Source organism: Providencia sp. PROV033 (assembly GCF_028484855.1).
Classification (GTDB): domain Bacteria; phylum Pseudomonadota; class Gammaproteobacteria; order Enterobacterales; family Enterobacteriaceae; genus Providencia; species Providencia alcalifaciens.
On the sequence record NZ_JAMPSW010000009.1, the window covers coordinates 33,154 to 48,631 of the forward strand.

Sequence of the window (15,478 nt, forward strand, 5' to 3'; positions counted from 1 at the left end):
TGTTTATTTTTCACGCATTGTACATTATAGTCTCGCGTATAAAGATATCACTTAAGGTGATTATTCATGGGTTATCTATAAGGTACGCTATGATAGTGAATCTCAAATACCTACCATTGCTGTGTTGCCTCGTGTTGATTGGCTGCTCTTCATCCGTAAAACGGACGTCAGCACCGCCAATGAAAACCCAATTGTCAGACCCTATAATGACGATCGCTCAACTTAAAGATCAATTAAGTCAATGGTATGGCACACCGTATCACTATGGCGGAATGAGCCAAAATGGCGTTGATTGCTCAGGGTTTGTCTATCGTACTTTTAGTGATCGCTTTGCTATTGAGGTTCCGCGCACGACGGTTGACCAAACTCGCTTAGGCACCCGTATTGATAAATCAGATTTAATGCCTGGCGACCTTGTGTTTTTCAAAACAGGGTCAGGAGAGAACGGTTTGCATGTAGGAATTTATGATACAGACAACACGTTTATCCATGCTTCTACCAGCAAAGGCGTTATGCGCTCATCAATGGACAATAGTTATTGGCGAAAAGTGTTTTGGCAAGCGCGCCGTATCTAATTTCGCTTCATTCCCCATTAATTCTTCAGTGATTATGCTATCTTAAGAGCAAGTTTTGTTTTTAGGGTAGCCGAATGTCTACATTACGTTTATTTATCTCAGAATCCTTCGACCCATGGTTTAACTTAGCGGTTGAAGAAACTATTTTTCGTCAAATGTCAGCTGATCAGCGTGTTATGTTTCTTTGGCGGAATGCGGATACTGTGGTTATCGGACGCGCTCAAAATCCGTGGAAAGAATGCAACACGCGTAAAATGGAACAAGATAATGTTCGATTAGCGCGTCGTAGCAGTGGTGGTGGGGCTGTATTTCAAGATTTAGGCAATACCTGCTTTACCTTTATGGCGGGTAAGCCTGAATATGATAAGACTATCTCAACCCAAATTATTGTGAATGGTCTCGCTAACGTGGGGATTCACGCTGAAATTTCTGGGCGCAATGACTTGGTTCTCGAAACAGAAAATGGTCCGCGAAAAATTTCAGGTTCAGCTTACCGTGAAACCAAAGATCGCGGTTTTCACCACGGTACCTTGCTCATTAATACAGATTTAAGTCGCTTAGCAAACTACCTCAATCCAGATCCTAAAAAGCTGCAAGCTAAAGGGATCACATCAGTTCGTTCTCGTGTTGCCAATCTGAATGAATTAGTCCCTGATATTTCTCATGAAAAAGTGTGTGAAGGGATCATAAATAGCTTCTTTAGTTATTATGGTGAAACCGTCGAAGCTGAATATATTTCACCGGAGAAACTCCCTGACTTACCTAATTTTGCGGAGACATTTGCAAAGCAAAGTAGTTGGGAATGGAACTTTGGGCAAGCGCCAGCTTTTAGCCATATGGCGGATACTCGTTTCCCATGGGGAGGTATCGAGTTTCATTTTGATATCGAAAAAGGGGTGATCACTCGCTGCCAATTTTTTACGGATAGCTTAGATCCATCGCCGCTAGAATGGTTGAGCGAACAATTTGTTGGACAAACGTATCAGATAGACACTATCCACCAGTTAATGGCACAAATGAAATCACGGTGGCCAGCATTGATTGAGCAGTTTGCTGATTTAGAAGGCTGGTTAGTTAATGAACTGAGATAAAAAAAGAGCCGATTAGTGTATCGGCTCAAAATATAGATTTCGTTGGAATGGGTGTTTGAGGGTGTAACGAAAATCTAATGTACTATTAATGATGACAATTGCAGGTCATAAAGGTTTTGCATTCTGGTAATTCACCTACTTGACGGAATTTTGCAGGCGTAGTATCAAAGTGTTTTTTGAATATGCGTGTAAATGTTGCTTGTGAACTAAAGCCATATTGTAGCGCAATGTCTAGAATAGGTAAGTTGCCTTCACGTAATGATTTAGCAGCTTCTAGCAGGCGACGTTTACGGACATATTCACCGAGAGTACATCCTTTAAGCTCTTTAAAGACGCGCTGCAAATGCCATTTCGAATACCCACTTTTATCTGCGATAGTATCGATTTTGATGCCTTCATTGCGTTGTAATTGGCTTTCAAGCCATCTAACAATTTCATTGACTACACTTTCTGACATATCTACCTCCTACTCTAGTAGGCTATTGTTCATTAATAACTAATAATAACTCATGAAATTATGGTCTATTCTTCCTTTTTTTCCGATATATCGATAGGCTAATCGTGCGGTTTTTGAGTGAGAATAACTATTGTTACGATAGTTTTCATTGAAATGCAAAAAACTAAACATACACTATTGAATGTTAAAATTCACTTAAATACAGTATGTTATGTTTGTTTTTATGATTAAAAATAGACTTATTTAGATTTGCCAATAGACTTATTCAAATTTATTGTTGGTGCTGTTCTATTTTATTAACCAAGTAAATTATTGAAATTTTATTTGATGTAATAATGAACAAAATACTTCAAGGCAATATAACAATTAACAGGAAATTCCGAAGTGAATTGTTTTCTTAACGATAGTGCGTGTATTGAAAGGTTCATTTACCCATGAAATTTAAGATTGGGATAAATGAACCTGATTTCAATATGTAGTTACTTATTAATTACCATTGATAACTGACGTTCCAATAAAAATTACGACCTTCCTGAGGCACGTCCATAGAAGAGACATAGTCTCTATCAAACGCATTCTTGAGGGTTAGGGTAGTATTGAGCCCTTTGACAAATTGGTCGGCTTTGTAGTTTACGTAAAAATCATGAACGCCATAACCAGCCCGCTGGAAAATCTCACGGCGGTAGCGGTCTAGATCGTTAGAATTTTTTCTATCAGGCAGTTTATAGGTACTATCTCCCGTAATTTTTGTTCTTGCGGCAAATTCGCCAGTCCAGCCCACATTAATTCCGGTGTTCGCTATAGGTGCATTGAATTTAATCATCATCGATTCAGGTCGAATAGAAGAAAGAGCGTGATTTTCTAAATCTTCTTTTCCAGAGGTTAAATTATGGTTGAGGCTCAAATCAAACCACTGAGACTGATAGTGAATAAAGCTATCGAAACCAGCAATGGTGGCCGATGGCACATTGGCATAGAAAATTTCTTCAGGGAACCAGACATAATATAAATCGCGGTTCACTTTCCTTTTATATTGGCTATGCATCGCAATGTAGTTATGAGCTTTTGTATGGAAATAGGTTGTTCCAAAGCTGAGCGTATCACCCGTTACCACAAAATCGTCGAAGCTGAGTTTTAGGCCTGCTTCTGTAGTTTTATTGGTTTCTGGTTTTAAATCAGGGGACGTTCTAAAGATTGAAGTGCCAGCCCATTTGGTGGAAAAGTGAAGTGAGTTATTGTACAACTCCGCCATTCTTGGCGCGCGATAGCCTTCGGCATACGAGGAATGAAGACTTAGCCAATGCGTTGGTGTCGCGCTAATGGCAAAACGTGAAGACCAATTGGTATGTTTGCTTTTAGCAAAACCATCGCGATTGACACTATATTGTGTAAAACGCGTTCCAGCTGAAAGCGTCACAGGCACATGGGCAAACGTGAGTTCATTGTTTAGCCAACCGGAGGTATTTGATAACTCTGTGGGTGGATAGCTAATTGCATATTGATTCGGTTTTTGTTTTTGTTGATAGTGTTCAATACCGCTTTGAATATTGCTGTATGCCCAGCTCGATACAGGCAAAGTAAAGTGGTTTGAAAATTTAGAACCATAGGTATATTGATTACGACTTTCGGCACCATACTCCGTTGGTTTTTTAGCGGCTTTAACTAAATCTAATTGGCTTAGGCTGAGATCAGTATAATAAATATCCCATTCACCTTCCCATTGAAGCTTGTTTGTCGGTTTAAAAGCCTGATTAATGAGGATATCACGCTGATGAGCATTACGTTGAGTTGGGGTATTTGGGAACATCTGTTTCTTTGTATCTACGGAAGCCGGTTGTTTAAGGCTTAGCCCATCATTGCGATACTCTCTCAGCTGTAATCCAAGGTGATAAGCAGGGTTTGCCATCCAGGTGGTTTTAAACATCCAATTATGGATCTTTTCTTGGTTATCAAAAGGGGCTGAATCAATTGATGCCATTAAATATTTTTTGCGTTGGCTATAGCTGAGTAGGGCATCAACAGAATCACTGCGCCCAAGTAATGTTCCCCCCGCGTAATAACCATGATCATTACGGTTGATACCACTAAATAAGCGCCCTCCGATATTTTGTCCGGGTGCTAACACTTCTGAAGCGCTGAGGGTTTTAAGGGAAATAACACCAGCAAGCGCGCCGCTGCCGTGTTGTACAGAAGATGCGCCTTTATGCACATAGGCTTTACTGATCAGTGAGGGATCAATCAGTGTGGCATCGAATAACCCAGAATTAAAATCCTGAACCACATTATCCACCATAATTTTGACACCGCGGGAGTCGTAGCCTCGCATCTGTACTGACTGTCCATAGGTACTGCTGGCTCCCGTCACAAAAATACCAGCCTGACCTTTTAATAGGTCGAGTGCAGATGTGGCGGTTTGTTGTTCTGGTGCGGTTGCGTCAATCACCTCAAATTGCTCAGCAACGGCAAACTTTTCGTGGCTCAATGGAGTGGTGGTGACGTGAATGATATCGTCGGCGGCAAAACTTGCAGTATTGAACCCAGTCATAGCAAGGGCGACGGTTAATGTTGATAAAGAAAATACTTTGCTGTGTGAAGCATCTGAAGTTGATGCTGATCTCAATGTAAGCGCCATTAGGAAATCCTTTCCTGAGTAATATGATTCTAGCAGCCAAGATAATAAAAAAATTATCTATGGGTAGTATATAGTTAAAAACGAGAATCATTATCGTTAATAAAATGACGACATCAAGTGTTTTTCGGTTAATAATATTAAAATAATTGAGATTATAAGGTAATTATATTGTGAAATGAATGTATTGGTAGTGACTTATTTGGACGAGGAATGGAGATAAGCGCTTTAGATTATAATACAATTTAAAGCGCTTATTTTGGCTATGGACCGCGAGACTTATTTGAAGCGGAAGTTAACCGCGTCAGCCAGAATTTCAATCAACTGTTCGGTGTCTTCCCAACCTAAACATGGATCGGTAATCGATTGACCATAAACTAGAGGTTGGCCTGCACAGATTTTTTGATTACCTTCTTTTAAGAAGCTTTCTGCCATCACACCACTAATTGCTGTGGAACCTTGCTTAATTTGTTGGGCGATATCTTGCGCAACATCTAATTGGCGACGATGAATTTTCTGGCAGTTACCATGGCTGAAGTCCACCACTAAATGCTCAGCTAAACCAAATTCATTTAATTTTTCACATGCTTGTGAAATGTACTGCGCTTCATAGTTAGGCTTCTTGCCACCACGCATAATGATATGCCCATGAGGATTACCACTGGTTTGGTAAATGGTCATCTGCCCGCTCTTATCTGGCGATAAAAACATATGTTGCGCTCTGGCTGCACGAATAGCATCAATAGCGATGTTGATATTGCCATCTGTACCGTTTTTAAAACCAACAGGACAGGAGAGCGCCGAAGCCATTTCTCGGTGGATCTGACTTTCAGTGGTACGAGCGCCAATCGCTCCCCAGCTAATTAAGTCCGCAATATATTGCCCCGTCACCATGTCGAGGAATTCGGTGGCGGTTGCTAACCCTAATTGATTAACTTCAATCAAAAGTTTGCGCGCTAAACGGATACCGGTGTTTACTTGACATGAATTATCAAGATGCGGATCAGAAATTAAGCCTTTCCAGCCCACAACGGTACGCGGTTTTTCAAAATAGGTGCGCATGACAATTTCTAAGCGATCTTGATATTTTTGACGTAGTGTATTGAGCTTGTTCGCATACTCAATTGCGGCATCAATATCATGAATAGAGCACGGACCTACGATGACCAATAAACGAGGGTCTTCACCGGATAAGATCTTTTCAATTCTTTTACGTGACGCTGTCACGTTTTCGGCAATTGCTTGGGATATAGGAAATTCCTCAGCAAGCGCTTGTGGCGTAATTAAACTGTCCACTCGCTGAGTGCGTAACTCATCTGTTTTTTGCATTTCGTTTCTCAAAACTGGTACTCGGCTGAACCATTTTGTCCTGCCGTATTAGTGACTAATGTCACAATAAACGAAAGTGGCTCAAATTCAAACCATCAACTAGGGTGAATGAATAATTTTTTATAATTAATTTTATTAAAAAATACGGCGCTGTAATCCCATCGTATCGATCACTTTGGCTGAAATTTCTTCAACGGAATAGTTCGTCGTATTTAAGTAATTGATTTTATTCTGTCTAAATAGAGCTTCTACTTCTGCAATTTCAATACGACATTGGCGGAGTGACGCATAACGGCTGTTTTCTCGTCGTTCTTCACGAATAGCCGCGAGTCGTTCAGGGCTGATGGTTAATCCAAATAATTTGTGAGTATATGGACGCAATGCTGCGGGTAATTGTAAATTGTCCATATCATCAGCCGTGAAGGGATAGTTAGCGGCTTGAATACCAAACTGCATCGCTAAGTATAAGCTGGTGGGTGTTTTCCCACAGCGTGATACACCAATTAAGATCACTTGGGCTTGCTCAAGGTTGCGCAGTGAAATTCCATCATCATGTGCGAGAGTATATTCAATGGCGGCAATGCGAGCGTCATATTGATTCATATTTTGCATGGATAATCCATGAGTACGATTCAATTTAGGCTCAGGCTCTAATCCCACTTCTCGTTGGATTGGGGCAACAAGACTTTGGACAATATCCTGACAAAAACCTGCACTTTGGGTGATGATCTCTTTGACTTCTGGCGAAATGATTGAATAGAACACTAAAGGACGAAGGTTCGTTTCTACGTAGATGGCATCGATTTTTTGCTTAATTTCAAGGGCACGGGCTTGATTGGTGACGAACGGCAACGTGTAAGAAATAAAGGATAAAGGGAACTGAGATAAGACAGCGTGCCCTAACGTTTCAGCGGTAATCGCGGTGCCATCGGAGATGAAAAAAACGGTACGCTGGACTTGGCTGGCACTTTTACTCATAGAATTTAATTCGCTCATAAATAGCTTCTTTTTATCGTGTTTTTTCTGAGTTTTGAAAAATATTGTTAGTGAATAAACGTCAAAAAATAATTTGTGGGGGAAGTATAGCCAAATTTTGAACAATTTTTAGAACAAAAAATTTTTATTAATTGATGGAACGATTCACCAGTCCATCTTCCCATAACGTCTGTGCTAGTCTATTCCCGCGGCGATTATTCGCCAACGAGATTTTTTACGATTTGTTGTCTGTCACTAAATTGCTATAAAAGGATCGCTTTCAATGTCCACAAATGGCCTTACTCCGTGTAATGTACTTTGGTATAACCAATTAGGGATGAATGATGTTGACCGTGTTGGTGGCAAAAACGCTTCCCTCGGTGAAATGATTACCAACTTGTCCGATCTTGGTGTATCCGTACCAAACGGTTTTGCGACAACCGCACAGGCGTTTAATGATTTTCTGGAGCAGAGCGGTGTAAATCAGCGTATTTACAACCTGCTAGATGAAACGGATATTGATGATGTGAACCAACTGGCGGTAGCCGGTGCTCAGATCCGTCAATGGGTTATTGATACACCATTGACGCCAGCATTAGAGAAGGATATTCGTGACGCATTCCTCCAGCTTTCTGAAGGTGAAGCCGAAGCGTCATTTGCTGTTCGCTCATCAGCAACCGCTGAAGATATGCCGGATGCCTCATTTGCTGGGCAGCAAGAGACATTCCTTAACGTTCAAGGGATTGAAGCGGTTTTGGTTGCTATTAAACATGTGTTTGCGTCGCTGTTTAATGACCGTGCTATTTCTTATCGTGTACACCAAGGTTACGATCATCGTGGCGTTGCACTGTCTGCGGGGGTACAAAGAATGGTGCGTTCTGACCTCGCGTCTTCCGGTGTTATGTTTACTATCGATACTGAATCTGGTTTTGACCAAGTCGTCTTTATCACCTCGGCTTATGGTCTTGGCGAGATGGTTGTCCAGGGCGCGGTAAACCCAGATGAATTCTATGTGCATAAACCAACGCTGAAAAACAATAAGCCTGCAATTGTACGCCGTACTTTAGGCTCTAAGAAGTTGCAGATGGTTTACGCGGACAGTAAAGAGCACGGTAAGCAAGTGAAGATTGAAGATGTGCCAGAAGCACTACGCAATCGTTTCTCTTTAACTGACCTCGAAGTGGAAGAGCTAGCTCGCCAAGCGTTACAGATTGAAAAACATTACGGTCGTCCAATGGATATCGAATGGGCAAAAGATGGTCATAATGGTCGTCTGTATATTGTCCAAGCGCGTCCTGAAACCGTTCGTTCTAACCAGCAGGTTATGGAACGCTACCAACTGAAAGACCAAGGGCAGGTTTTAGTTGAAGGCCGTGCTATCGGTCATCGTATTGGCGCAGGAACGGTGAAAGTCATCCATAACTTAAGTGAAATGGATCGCATTCAACCAGGAGATGTGTTAGTGACAGACATGACGGACCCTGATTGGGAACCGATCATGAAAAAAGCTGCCGCCATCGTGACAAACCGTGGTGGACGTACTTGTCACGCAGCAATTATCGCTCGTGAACTGGGCATTCCCGCAGTTGTCGGTTGTGGCGATGCAACGGATACTCTGAAAGAAAATCAAGAAGTCACGGTTTCTTGTGCTGAAGGGGATACCGGTTTTGTCTATGACGGAAAGCTACAGTTTGAAGTTCAAAGCTCTCAAGTTAAAGATATGCCAAGTTTAAATGTGAAAATCATGATGAACGTGGGTAATCCTGACCGTGCATTTGACTTTGCTTGTTTACCGAATGAAGGCGTAGGCTTAGCAAGACTTGAATTTATCATTAACCGGATGATTGGTGTGCATCCAAGAGCGCTGCTCGAATTCGATGAGCAAACTCCTGAGCTGCAAGCCGAAATCCGTAATATGATGGCTGGCTATGATGATCCAGTGGAATTCTATGTTAGTAAGCTAACTGAAGGCATTTCAACACTGGCTGCGGCATTCTGGCCTAAACGCGTTATCGTTCGTTTATCTGACTTTAAATCCAATGAATATGCGAATTTAGTCGGTGGCGATAAGTATGAACCGAAGGAAGAGAACCCAATGTTGGGCTTCCGCGGTGCTGGGCGTTATGTCTCTGAAAAATTCAGTGATTGTTTTGCATTAGAATGTGAAGCGGTTAAACGTGTCCGTAACACGATGGGACTGACTAACGTTGAAGTCATGATTCCATTCGTTCGTACTGTCGCACAAGCTGAGTCTGTTGTGGCTGAATTAGCTAAGCATGATTTGAAACGCGGCGAAAATGGTCTCAAGCTTATTATGATGTGTGAGATCCCATCCAACGCACTATTAGCAGACCAATTCCTTGAGCATTTTGATGGTTTCTCCATTGGTTCAAATGACATGACTCAGTTAACGCTTGGTCTTGATAGAGATTCTGGTGTTGTATCTGAATTGTTTGATGAACGTAATGATGCAGTGAAAGCGATGTTGTCGATGGCAATCAAAGCGGCTAAGCGTCAGAACAAGTATGTTGGTATCTGTGGTCAAGGTCCTTCAGACCATCAAGATTTTGCTCAATGGCTGGTGGATGAAGGCATTGATAGCCTATCTTTGAATCCAGATACTGTTGTGCAAACTTGGGTGACAATCGCAGAAAATCAATAGGTTAATTATTCATTTTTAGATGGGTAATTATAAAAAGGTCGGTAAATAATAACTATTTACCGACCTTTATTTATATATATAACGCTTTCACCAACTCATCCGTATTAAACAAAATATAAGTTTAATTTACGTAAATATTCATAATATATTATTCAGAATTTCAGCAAAATAAAACTACAGTCTCACGCTTTATTCATTATCAATGTTAAATATAATACCATTGAATTAATAAAAACCATTAACTCCATTAAATCCATTACTCTAATTATGCGTAATTACGCATATGGAGAGTAATAAGAATATTATATTGTTGATATAGGTCTGGACATGACTGTGACGCAGATGGGAGTATGCGCTGGGAGAGTAAAGATAAAAAAAAAGCCTATCATGGGCTGACAGGCAAAGACTACACACAGCAATTCGGCTAAGTAAGTCACGTTGGAAATTAAATAACGCAACTTATTAATTCATTATCGAAGAGATATTAACAGAAATATATTAAACCGTTTAAATAAGTTAATCACTCAGAACACTCTTAATAAAATATTACTTATTGTTCTAAAATGATTATTCATTCGACGGAGGGATATTAACATAATTTAAAATAAAAACTAACAGTAGAGTGTTAAATATTGTTTCTAAATATTAATGAGAATGTCTAAATGGAAAAACATGTTCAAAATGAAACATGTTTTTCCGGATTAAACTAAATTTATTTCTTCATTAAAAATTCTTCTTCAAGAAATTTTTCAGTGGCTTCTAAATCTTCGCTTGGTGGCGCAACTTCGTTCATCCACGCTTTAAGTAGGCTGTATGAAACGGCCAGTACAACCGGTCCAATAAATAGACCTATCATCCCGAATGACAAGATGCCTCCAATGACTCCCACTAAAATAAGCACCATAGGAAGGTCTGCCCCCATCTTGATGAGCCAAGGGCGTAATACGCCGTCCATGGTCGCAACAACCGCTGCCCATACACCGAGAATAATCGCCCATGTGGTATCACCTGTCCAAAATAACCAGAGCACAGAAGGCACCATCACTAGCAGAGGACCAAGTTGCGCTACGCAGCAGATAAAAATTAAAACAGTAAGGATAGCGGCATAGCTAATACCAGACAGAGCTAGACCAATTCCACCGACAATCGCTTGGATCAGTGCGGTGACGACAACCCCTAGCGCGACAGCACGAATGGATTGCGCTGCGAGAACCACTGCTGCATCACCACGAATGCCGGCAAGGCGTACAGCAAAGTGACGAACACCCAAAGTCACTAATTCACCTTTATAGTAGAGTAACCCGCTAAATAGTAGCATTAAGACAAGGTGGAACAAGAAACGACTAGCACTAATGGCTTGAGTGGCAAACCAACCCGCAGCTTGACCAAAGTAAGGTTGAACTTTTGCCAATAATGCGTTTCCGCCACTGGCAACGAGACTATGCCAAGCGTAATACAGTTTTTCGCCCACCATTGGAATTTGGTTTAACCACTCTAAGTCAGGCAGTGTCATGTTAGTGGGGGATTTTGCCAATTCAATGAGCGGCGCACTGTTTTGGATAATGCTGCCAATCAAAATACTGGTTGGAATAACAAATAGAAGAAAGATCAGCAGAACCATGGTAAGTGAGGCGAGCCAACGTTTATGCCAAAGGCGTGCTTCTAATCGTAAGAGAATTGGCCAAGTCGCAATCACCATCATCCCCGCCCATATAAATCCTAAAATAAATGGGCTTAAAACCCAAAAACAGGTGGCTATCATAAAGATAATGGAGAGCAGCCCTAGGACAAGCTTGGGTAAGTCCAAGCGTTTTTGCGATTTTTCCATTAATGATCAATCCTTAATAAATGAAAATTCTGTGGGGTTAGTGCTTTTACAGGTGAAAATAACGTAATTATTTTTCATGCTTAAAAGAAACAATATTGTGATATGGTTTTACTGACAATGTCATCGGCAGATGCGCTATCTTTACAGGTCGCGAGGAGATCGTTCAATAAACCTTGTGCCTATTGTGCTACTTAAACTAAGGATAGTACATCACGACAAATGCGATTACTCAACAACAAGAGTCATGATTAATAATGATCCCGCGTATATCTGAAGCACCACATCTTAGTCAGTTAGCCATACAATTTCTGCACGAGTTACAACAGCAAGGTTTTACTGGTGATACTGGCACCAGCTATGCTGAGCGTTTGTCTATGGCAACGGATAACAGCATTTACCAATTATTACCTCACGCAGTTATATTTCCACGTTCAAGTGCTGACGTGCAAATTATTACGCGCGTAGCAGGGCAAGATAAATACCGCGAACTCAGCTTCACTCCACGGGGAGGTGGTACGGGCACAAATGGGCAGTCACTCACCGAAGGTATTGTGGTGGATATGTCCCGTTATATGAATCGAATTTTAGAAATTAACCCAGAGCAAGGATGGGTAAAGGTTGAAGCGGGGGTTATTAAAGACCAGCTTAACCAGTTTCTAAAACCGTATGGGTATTTCTTCTCCCCAGAATTATCAACGAGTAACCGTGCAACACTGGGTGGCATGATTAACACTGATGCCTCTGGGCAGGGCTCATTGGTGTATGGCAAAACGTCAGATCACGTTTTGGGTGTTAAAGCGATGGTTTTAGGGGGCGCCTGCCTAGATACCCGAGCTATGCCTATCGAACTCGCCCAAACGATTGCGTTAGAGGATTCAGTCGAAGGTCGAATTTATAAAACCGTACTTGAGCGTTGTTTAGAGCAACGTCCGTTAATCGAAGAAAAATTCCCAAAATTAAACCGATTTTTAACGGGCTATGACCTACGTCATGTCTTTAGTGATGACCTTACCCAGTTTGACTTAACTCGTATTTTAACAGGTTCTGAGGGATCTCTGGCGTTTATTACCGAAGCCACATTAGATATTACGCCGTTACCGAAAGTACGTCGCCTAGTGAACGTTAAATATGATTCGTTTGAATCTGCGCTACGTAATGCACCATTTATGGTACAAGCACAGGCACTATCAGTGGAAACAGTTGATTCCAAAGTGCTCAATTTAGCGAAAGAAGATATCGTCTGGCACTCAGTAAAATTACTAATCACAGATGTCCCGAATAAAGAGATGTTAGGGCTGAACATTGTTGAGTTTAGTGGTGATGATGCGAATGAAATTAATCATTTGACCGATAGCTTATGCCAACGTCTTGATGAACTGATGGCAAACAACCAGGCTGGAGTGATTGGTTATCAGGTCTGCCATGACCTGGATGATATTACACGTATCTATAATATGCGCAAAAAAGCAGTGGGATTACTGGGTAATAGCAAAGGCGCAGCAAAACCGATCCCTTTTGTTGAGGATACTTGTGTACCACCAGAACACCTTGCGGATTATATTGCCGAGTTTAGGGCTCTGTTGGATAGCCATAAATTGAATTATGGCATGTTTGGTCACGTCGATGCCGGTGTGCTACATGTTCGTCCTGCATTAGACATGTGCGACCCTCAACAAGAAATATTGATGAAGCAAATTTCTGATGAGATCGTTGCGTTAACTGCAAAATATGGCGGGTTACTGTGGGGGGAGCACGGTAAAGGCTTTAGGGCACAATATAGCCCTGAGTTCTTTGGCGAGGTGCTATATGGTGAACTGCGCAATATAAAAGCGGCTTTTGATCCCGATAACCGTTTGAATCCAGGTAAAATATGCCCACCTGCAGGTATCGATGCCCCAATGAAGCAAGTCGATGCGGTGAAACGAGGTACTTTTGATCGTCAAATTCCAATTCAAATGCGCCAAGAATTTCGGGGAGCTATGGATTGTAATGGTAATGGGCTATGTTTTAACTTTGATGTGAAAAGCCCAATGTGCCCATCAATGAAAATCAGTGGTCAGCGGGTTCATTCACCGAAAGGTCGCGCCACGTTAGTCCGTGAATGGCTACGCCTATTGGCAGAGCAAGGCGTAACACCAGAACAGATTGATAAAGGTGTCAAAAGCGATTCTCCATCGCTGCGTGGGCTAATTGAGAAAACGCGTAATTCATGGCGTGCTAAACAGGGGGACTATGATTTCTCCCATGAAGTAAAAGCCTCCATGTCAGGTTGCTTAGCCTGTAAAGCGTGCTCCACTCAATGCCCAATTAAAATTGATGTGCCATCTTTCCGTGCAAAATTCCTTGCTCTTTACCATAGTCGCTATTTGCGACCTGTGCGTGACCATATTGTGGCGAATGTGGAAGTGAGTGCACCATTGCTGTCAAAGGCACCAGGTGTGTTTAACTTCTTTTTACGCCAAACATTGGTGCAAAAGCTTAGTGAGCGCACCATTGGTATGGTGGATTTGCCGCTGTTTTCACAACCGACGTTGAAGCAAGAGTTATCGGGTCATGCCGCAACATCAATGACGTTGGAGCAACTTGAGGGAATGTCAGCGAGCCAACGTGAAAAACATGTGTTAGTCGTGCAAGATCCGTTCACCAGTTATTATGATGCGAAAGTGGTCGTTGACTTTGTTCGGCTGATTGACAAATTGGGTTATAAGCCTGTCTTATTGCCGTTTTCACCGAATGGCAAAGCGCAGCATATTAAAGGTTTTTTAAGTCGCTTTGCAAAAACAGCACGTAAAACATCGGAGTTTTTAAATCGGGTTGCTAAGCTGAAATTACCTATGGTCGGGGTCGATCCTGCGCTGGTACTATGTTATCGCGATGAATATCATGAAATATTGGGCGAGCAGCAGTGCCAATTTACGGTGATGCTAGCTCATGAATGGCTAATTTCATTACCGGTGCAAACAGAGACGAGTGGAGCGGATGAGCAGCCTTGGTATTTCTTTGGTCACTGTACAGAATCCACCGCATTGCCTAATAGTGCTAATCAGTGGGCGGCATTATTTACGCGTTATGGACGCAAGCTTATCAATGTTAGCGTGGGTTGTTGCGGTATGGCGGGGACTTATGGTCATGAAGTTGCGAACCTCGAAAACTCAAAAGGTATTTATAATTTGTCGTGGAAACCTGCGATAGAAAAATTACCCTTAGAGCGTTGTTTAAGCTCGGGATATTCCTGCCGTAGCCAAGTAAAACGAATGGAAAAAACGGCAATTAAACACCCAATTCAAGCCTTACTGGAGATTGTTTCATGATTTGGAAGCGTCAATTTAACTTACAACAAATGGCAGCAATGGCTGAAGGCTGTATGTTAGGTCACTTGGGGATTGAAATCACTGGCTTTGGTGATGATTACCTTGAAGGGACGATGCCGGTGGATCACCGTACTAAGCAGCCCTTTGGGTTATTACACGGTGGAGCATCCGTGGTATTAGCGGAATCTTTAGGTTCCATTGCCGGTTATCTTTGCAGTGAAGGTGAGCAGCGAGTGGTTGGTTTGGAAATTAATGCTAACCATGTTCGTGCCGCTCGGGAAGGTATAGTGAGAGGTGTCTGCAAACCGATTCATTTAGGACGTCGTCAGCAGGTGTGGAATATCGAAATTTTTAACGAGAAAGGGCAGCTGTGTTGTACTTCTCGTTTAACCACCGCGATTTTGTTTGAATAATCAGCAATTTCGCCTGATAGATACCCTCAGTTTATTTGAGGGTATCATCCATTTATTTGTCTTTCATATCAAAACTTTATAACCTATCTGAATTATTTATTTTTACTCAATTAATTTCGTCCTATATCAAATATTACTTTATTAATTTGTGTCATTTTTATGTACTCAATAATACATAATAAATATCATCATAATCTAAAATTATTGC

The 15,478-nt window shown here is 41.6% G+C and carries 10 protein-coding genes and 1 other RNA gene; 5 read left to right on the forward strand and 6 right to left on the reverse strand.

Going from position 1 to position 15,478, the window contains the following annotated elements; genetic code table 11:
• Positions 1-89 precede the first annotated feature (89 nt).
• Both PSF16_RS03505 and PSF16_RS03510 read left to right on the forward strand, forming a co-directional pair.
• Positions 90-575 carry a C40 family peptidase gene (locus PSF16_RS03505; RefSeq protein WP_036950443.1) on the forward strand — a complete coding sequence of 162 codons (486 nt, stop codon included), beginning with the start codon at positions 90-92 and terminating at the stop codon, positions 573-575.
• A 74-nt stretch (positions 576-649) separates the two neighbouring features.
• Complete coding sequence (locus PSF16_RS03510; RefSeq protein WP_272688776.1) at positions 650-1,666, forward strand: lipoate--protein ligase A; 1,017 nt, start codon at positions 650-652, stop codon at positions 1,664-1,666.
• 85 nt (positions 1,667-1,751) lie between these two features.
• Here PSF16_RS03510 and PSF16_RS03515 read toward each other — a convergent pair whose 3' ends face one another.
• The 4 genes from PSF16_RS03515 to ppsR all read right to left on the reverse strand — a co-directional run bounded on the left by PSF16_RS03515 (position 1,752) and on the right by ppsR (position 7,059).
• Positions 1,752-2,123, reverse strand: coding sequence for a helix-turn-helix domain-containing protein (locus PSF16_RS03515; protein ID WP_006659467.1), 372 nt, complete (start codon positions 2,121-2,123; stop codon positions 1,752-1,754).
• Between the two features lie 490 nt (positions 2,124-2,613).
• Complete coding sequence (locus PSF16_RS03520; protein ID WP_272688777.1) at positions 2,614-4,755, reverse strand: TonB-dependent receptor domain-containing protein; 2,142 nt, start codon at positions 4,753-4,755, stop codon at positions 2,614-2,616.
• A gap of 276 nt (positions 4,756-5,031) precedes the next feature.
• Positions 5,032-6,081 carry a 3-deoxy-7-phosphoheptulonate synthase gene (locus PSF16_RS03525; protein WP_272688778.1) on the reverse strand — a complete coding sequence of 350 codons (1,050 nt, stop codon included), beginning with the start codon at positions 6,079-6,081 and terminating at the stop codon, positions 5,032-5,034.
• 135 nt (positions 6,082-6,216) lie between these two features.
• Positions 6,217-7,059 (reverse strand): posphoenolpyruvate synthetase regulatory kinase/phosphorylase PpsR, encoded by an 843-nt coding sequence (gene ppsR / locus PSF16_RS03530; protein WP_179896531.1) that lies wholly within the window; start codon positions 7,057-7,059, stop codon positions 6,217-6,219.
• A 280-nt stretch (positions 7,060-7,339) separates the two neighbouring features.
• Here ppsR and ppsA point away from each other — a divergent pair, with 280 nt between their 5' ends.
• On the forward strand, positions 7,340-9,718 hold the full coding sequence (gene ppsA / locus PSF16_RS03535; RefSeq protein ID WP_036962149.1) for a phosphoenolpyruvate synthase: 2,379 nt from the start codon (positions 7,340-7,342) through the stop codon (positions 9,716-9,718).
• A gap of 370 nt (positions 9,719-10,088) precedes the next feature.
• Here ppsA and rprA read toward each other — a convergent pair.
• Positions 10,089-10,195: antisense sRNA RprA (gene rprA / locus PSF16_RS03540), an RNA gene on the reverse strand.
• Between the two features lie 235 nt (positions 10,196-10,430).
• Positions 10,431-11,546, reverse strand: a complete 1,116-nt coding sequence (gene ydiK, locus PSF16_RS03545; protein WP_006660095.1) for an AI-2E family transporter YdiK — start codon at positions 11,544-11,546, stop codon at positions 10,431-10,433.
• Between the two features lie 254 nt (positions 11,547-11,800).
• Here ydiK and ydiJ point away from each other — a divergent pair, with 254 nt between their 5' ends.
• Complete coding sequence (gene ydiJ / locus PSF16_RS03550; RefSeq protein ID WP_272688779.1) at positions 11,801-14,857, forward strand: D-2-hydroxyglutarate dehydrogenase YdiJ; 3,057 nt, start codon at positions 11,801-11,803, stop codon at positions 14,855-14,857.
• Positions 14,854-15,270, forward strand: a complete 417-nt coding sequence (gene menI / locus PSF16_RS03555; RefSeq protein WP_006660093.1) for a 1,4-dihydroxy-2-naphthoyl-CoA hydrolase — start codon at positions 14,854-14,856, stop codon at positions 15,268-15,270. The genes ydiJ and menI overlap by 4 nt, the downstream gene beginning before the upstream one ends.
• Positions 15,271-15,478 lie beyond the last annotated feature (208 nt).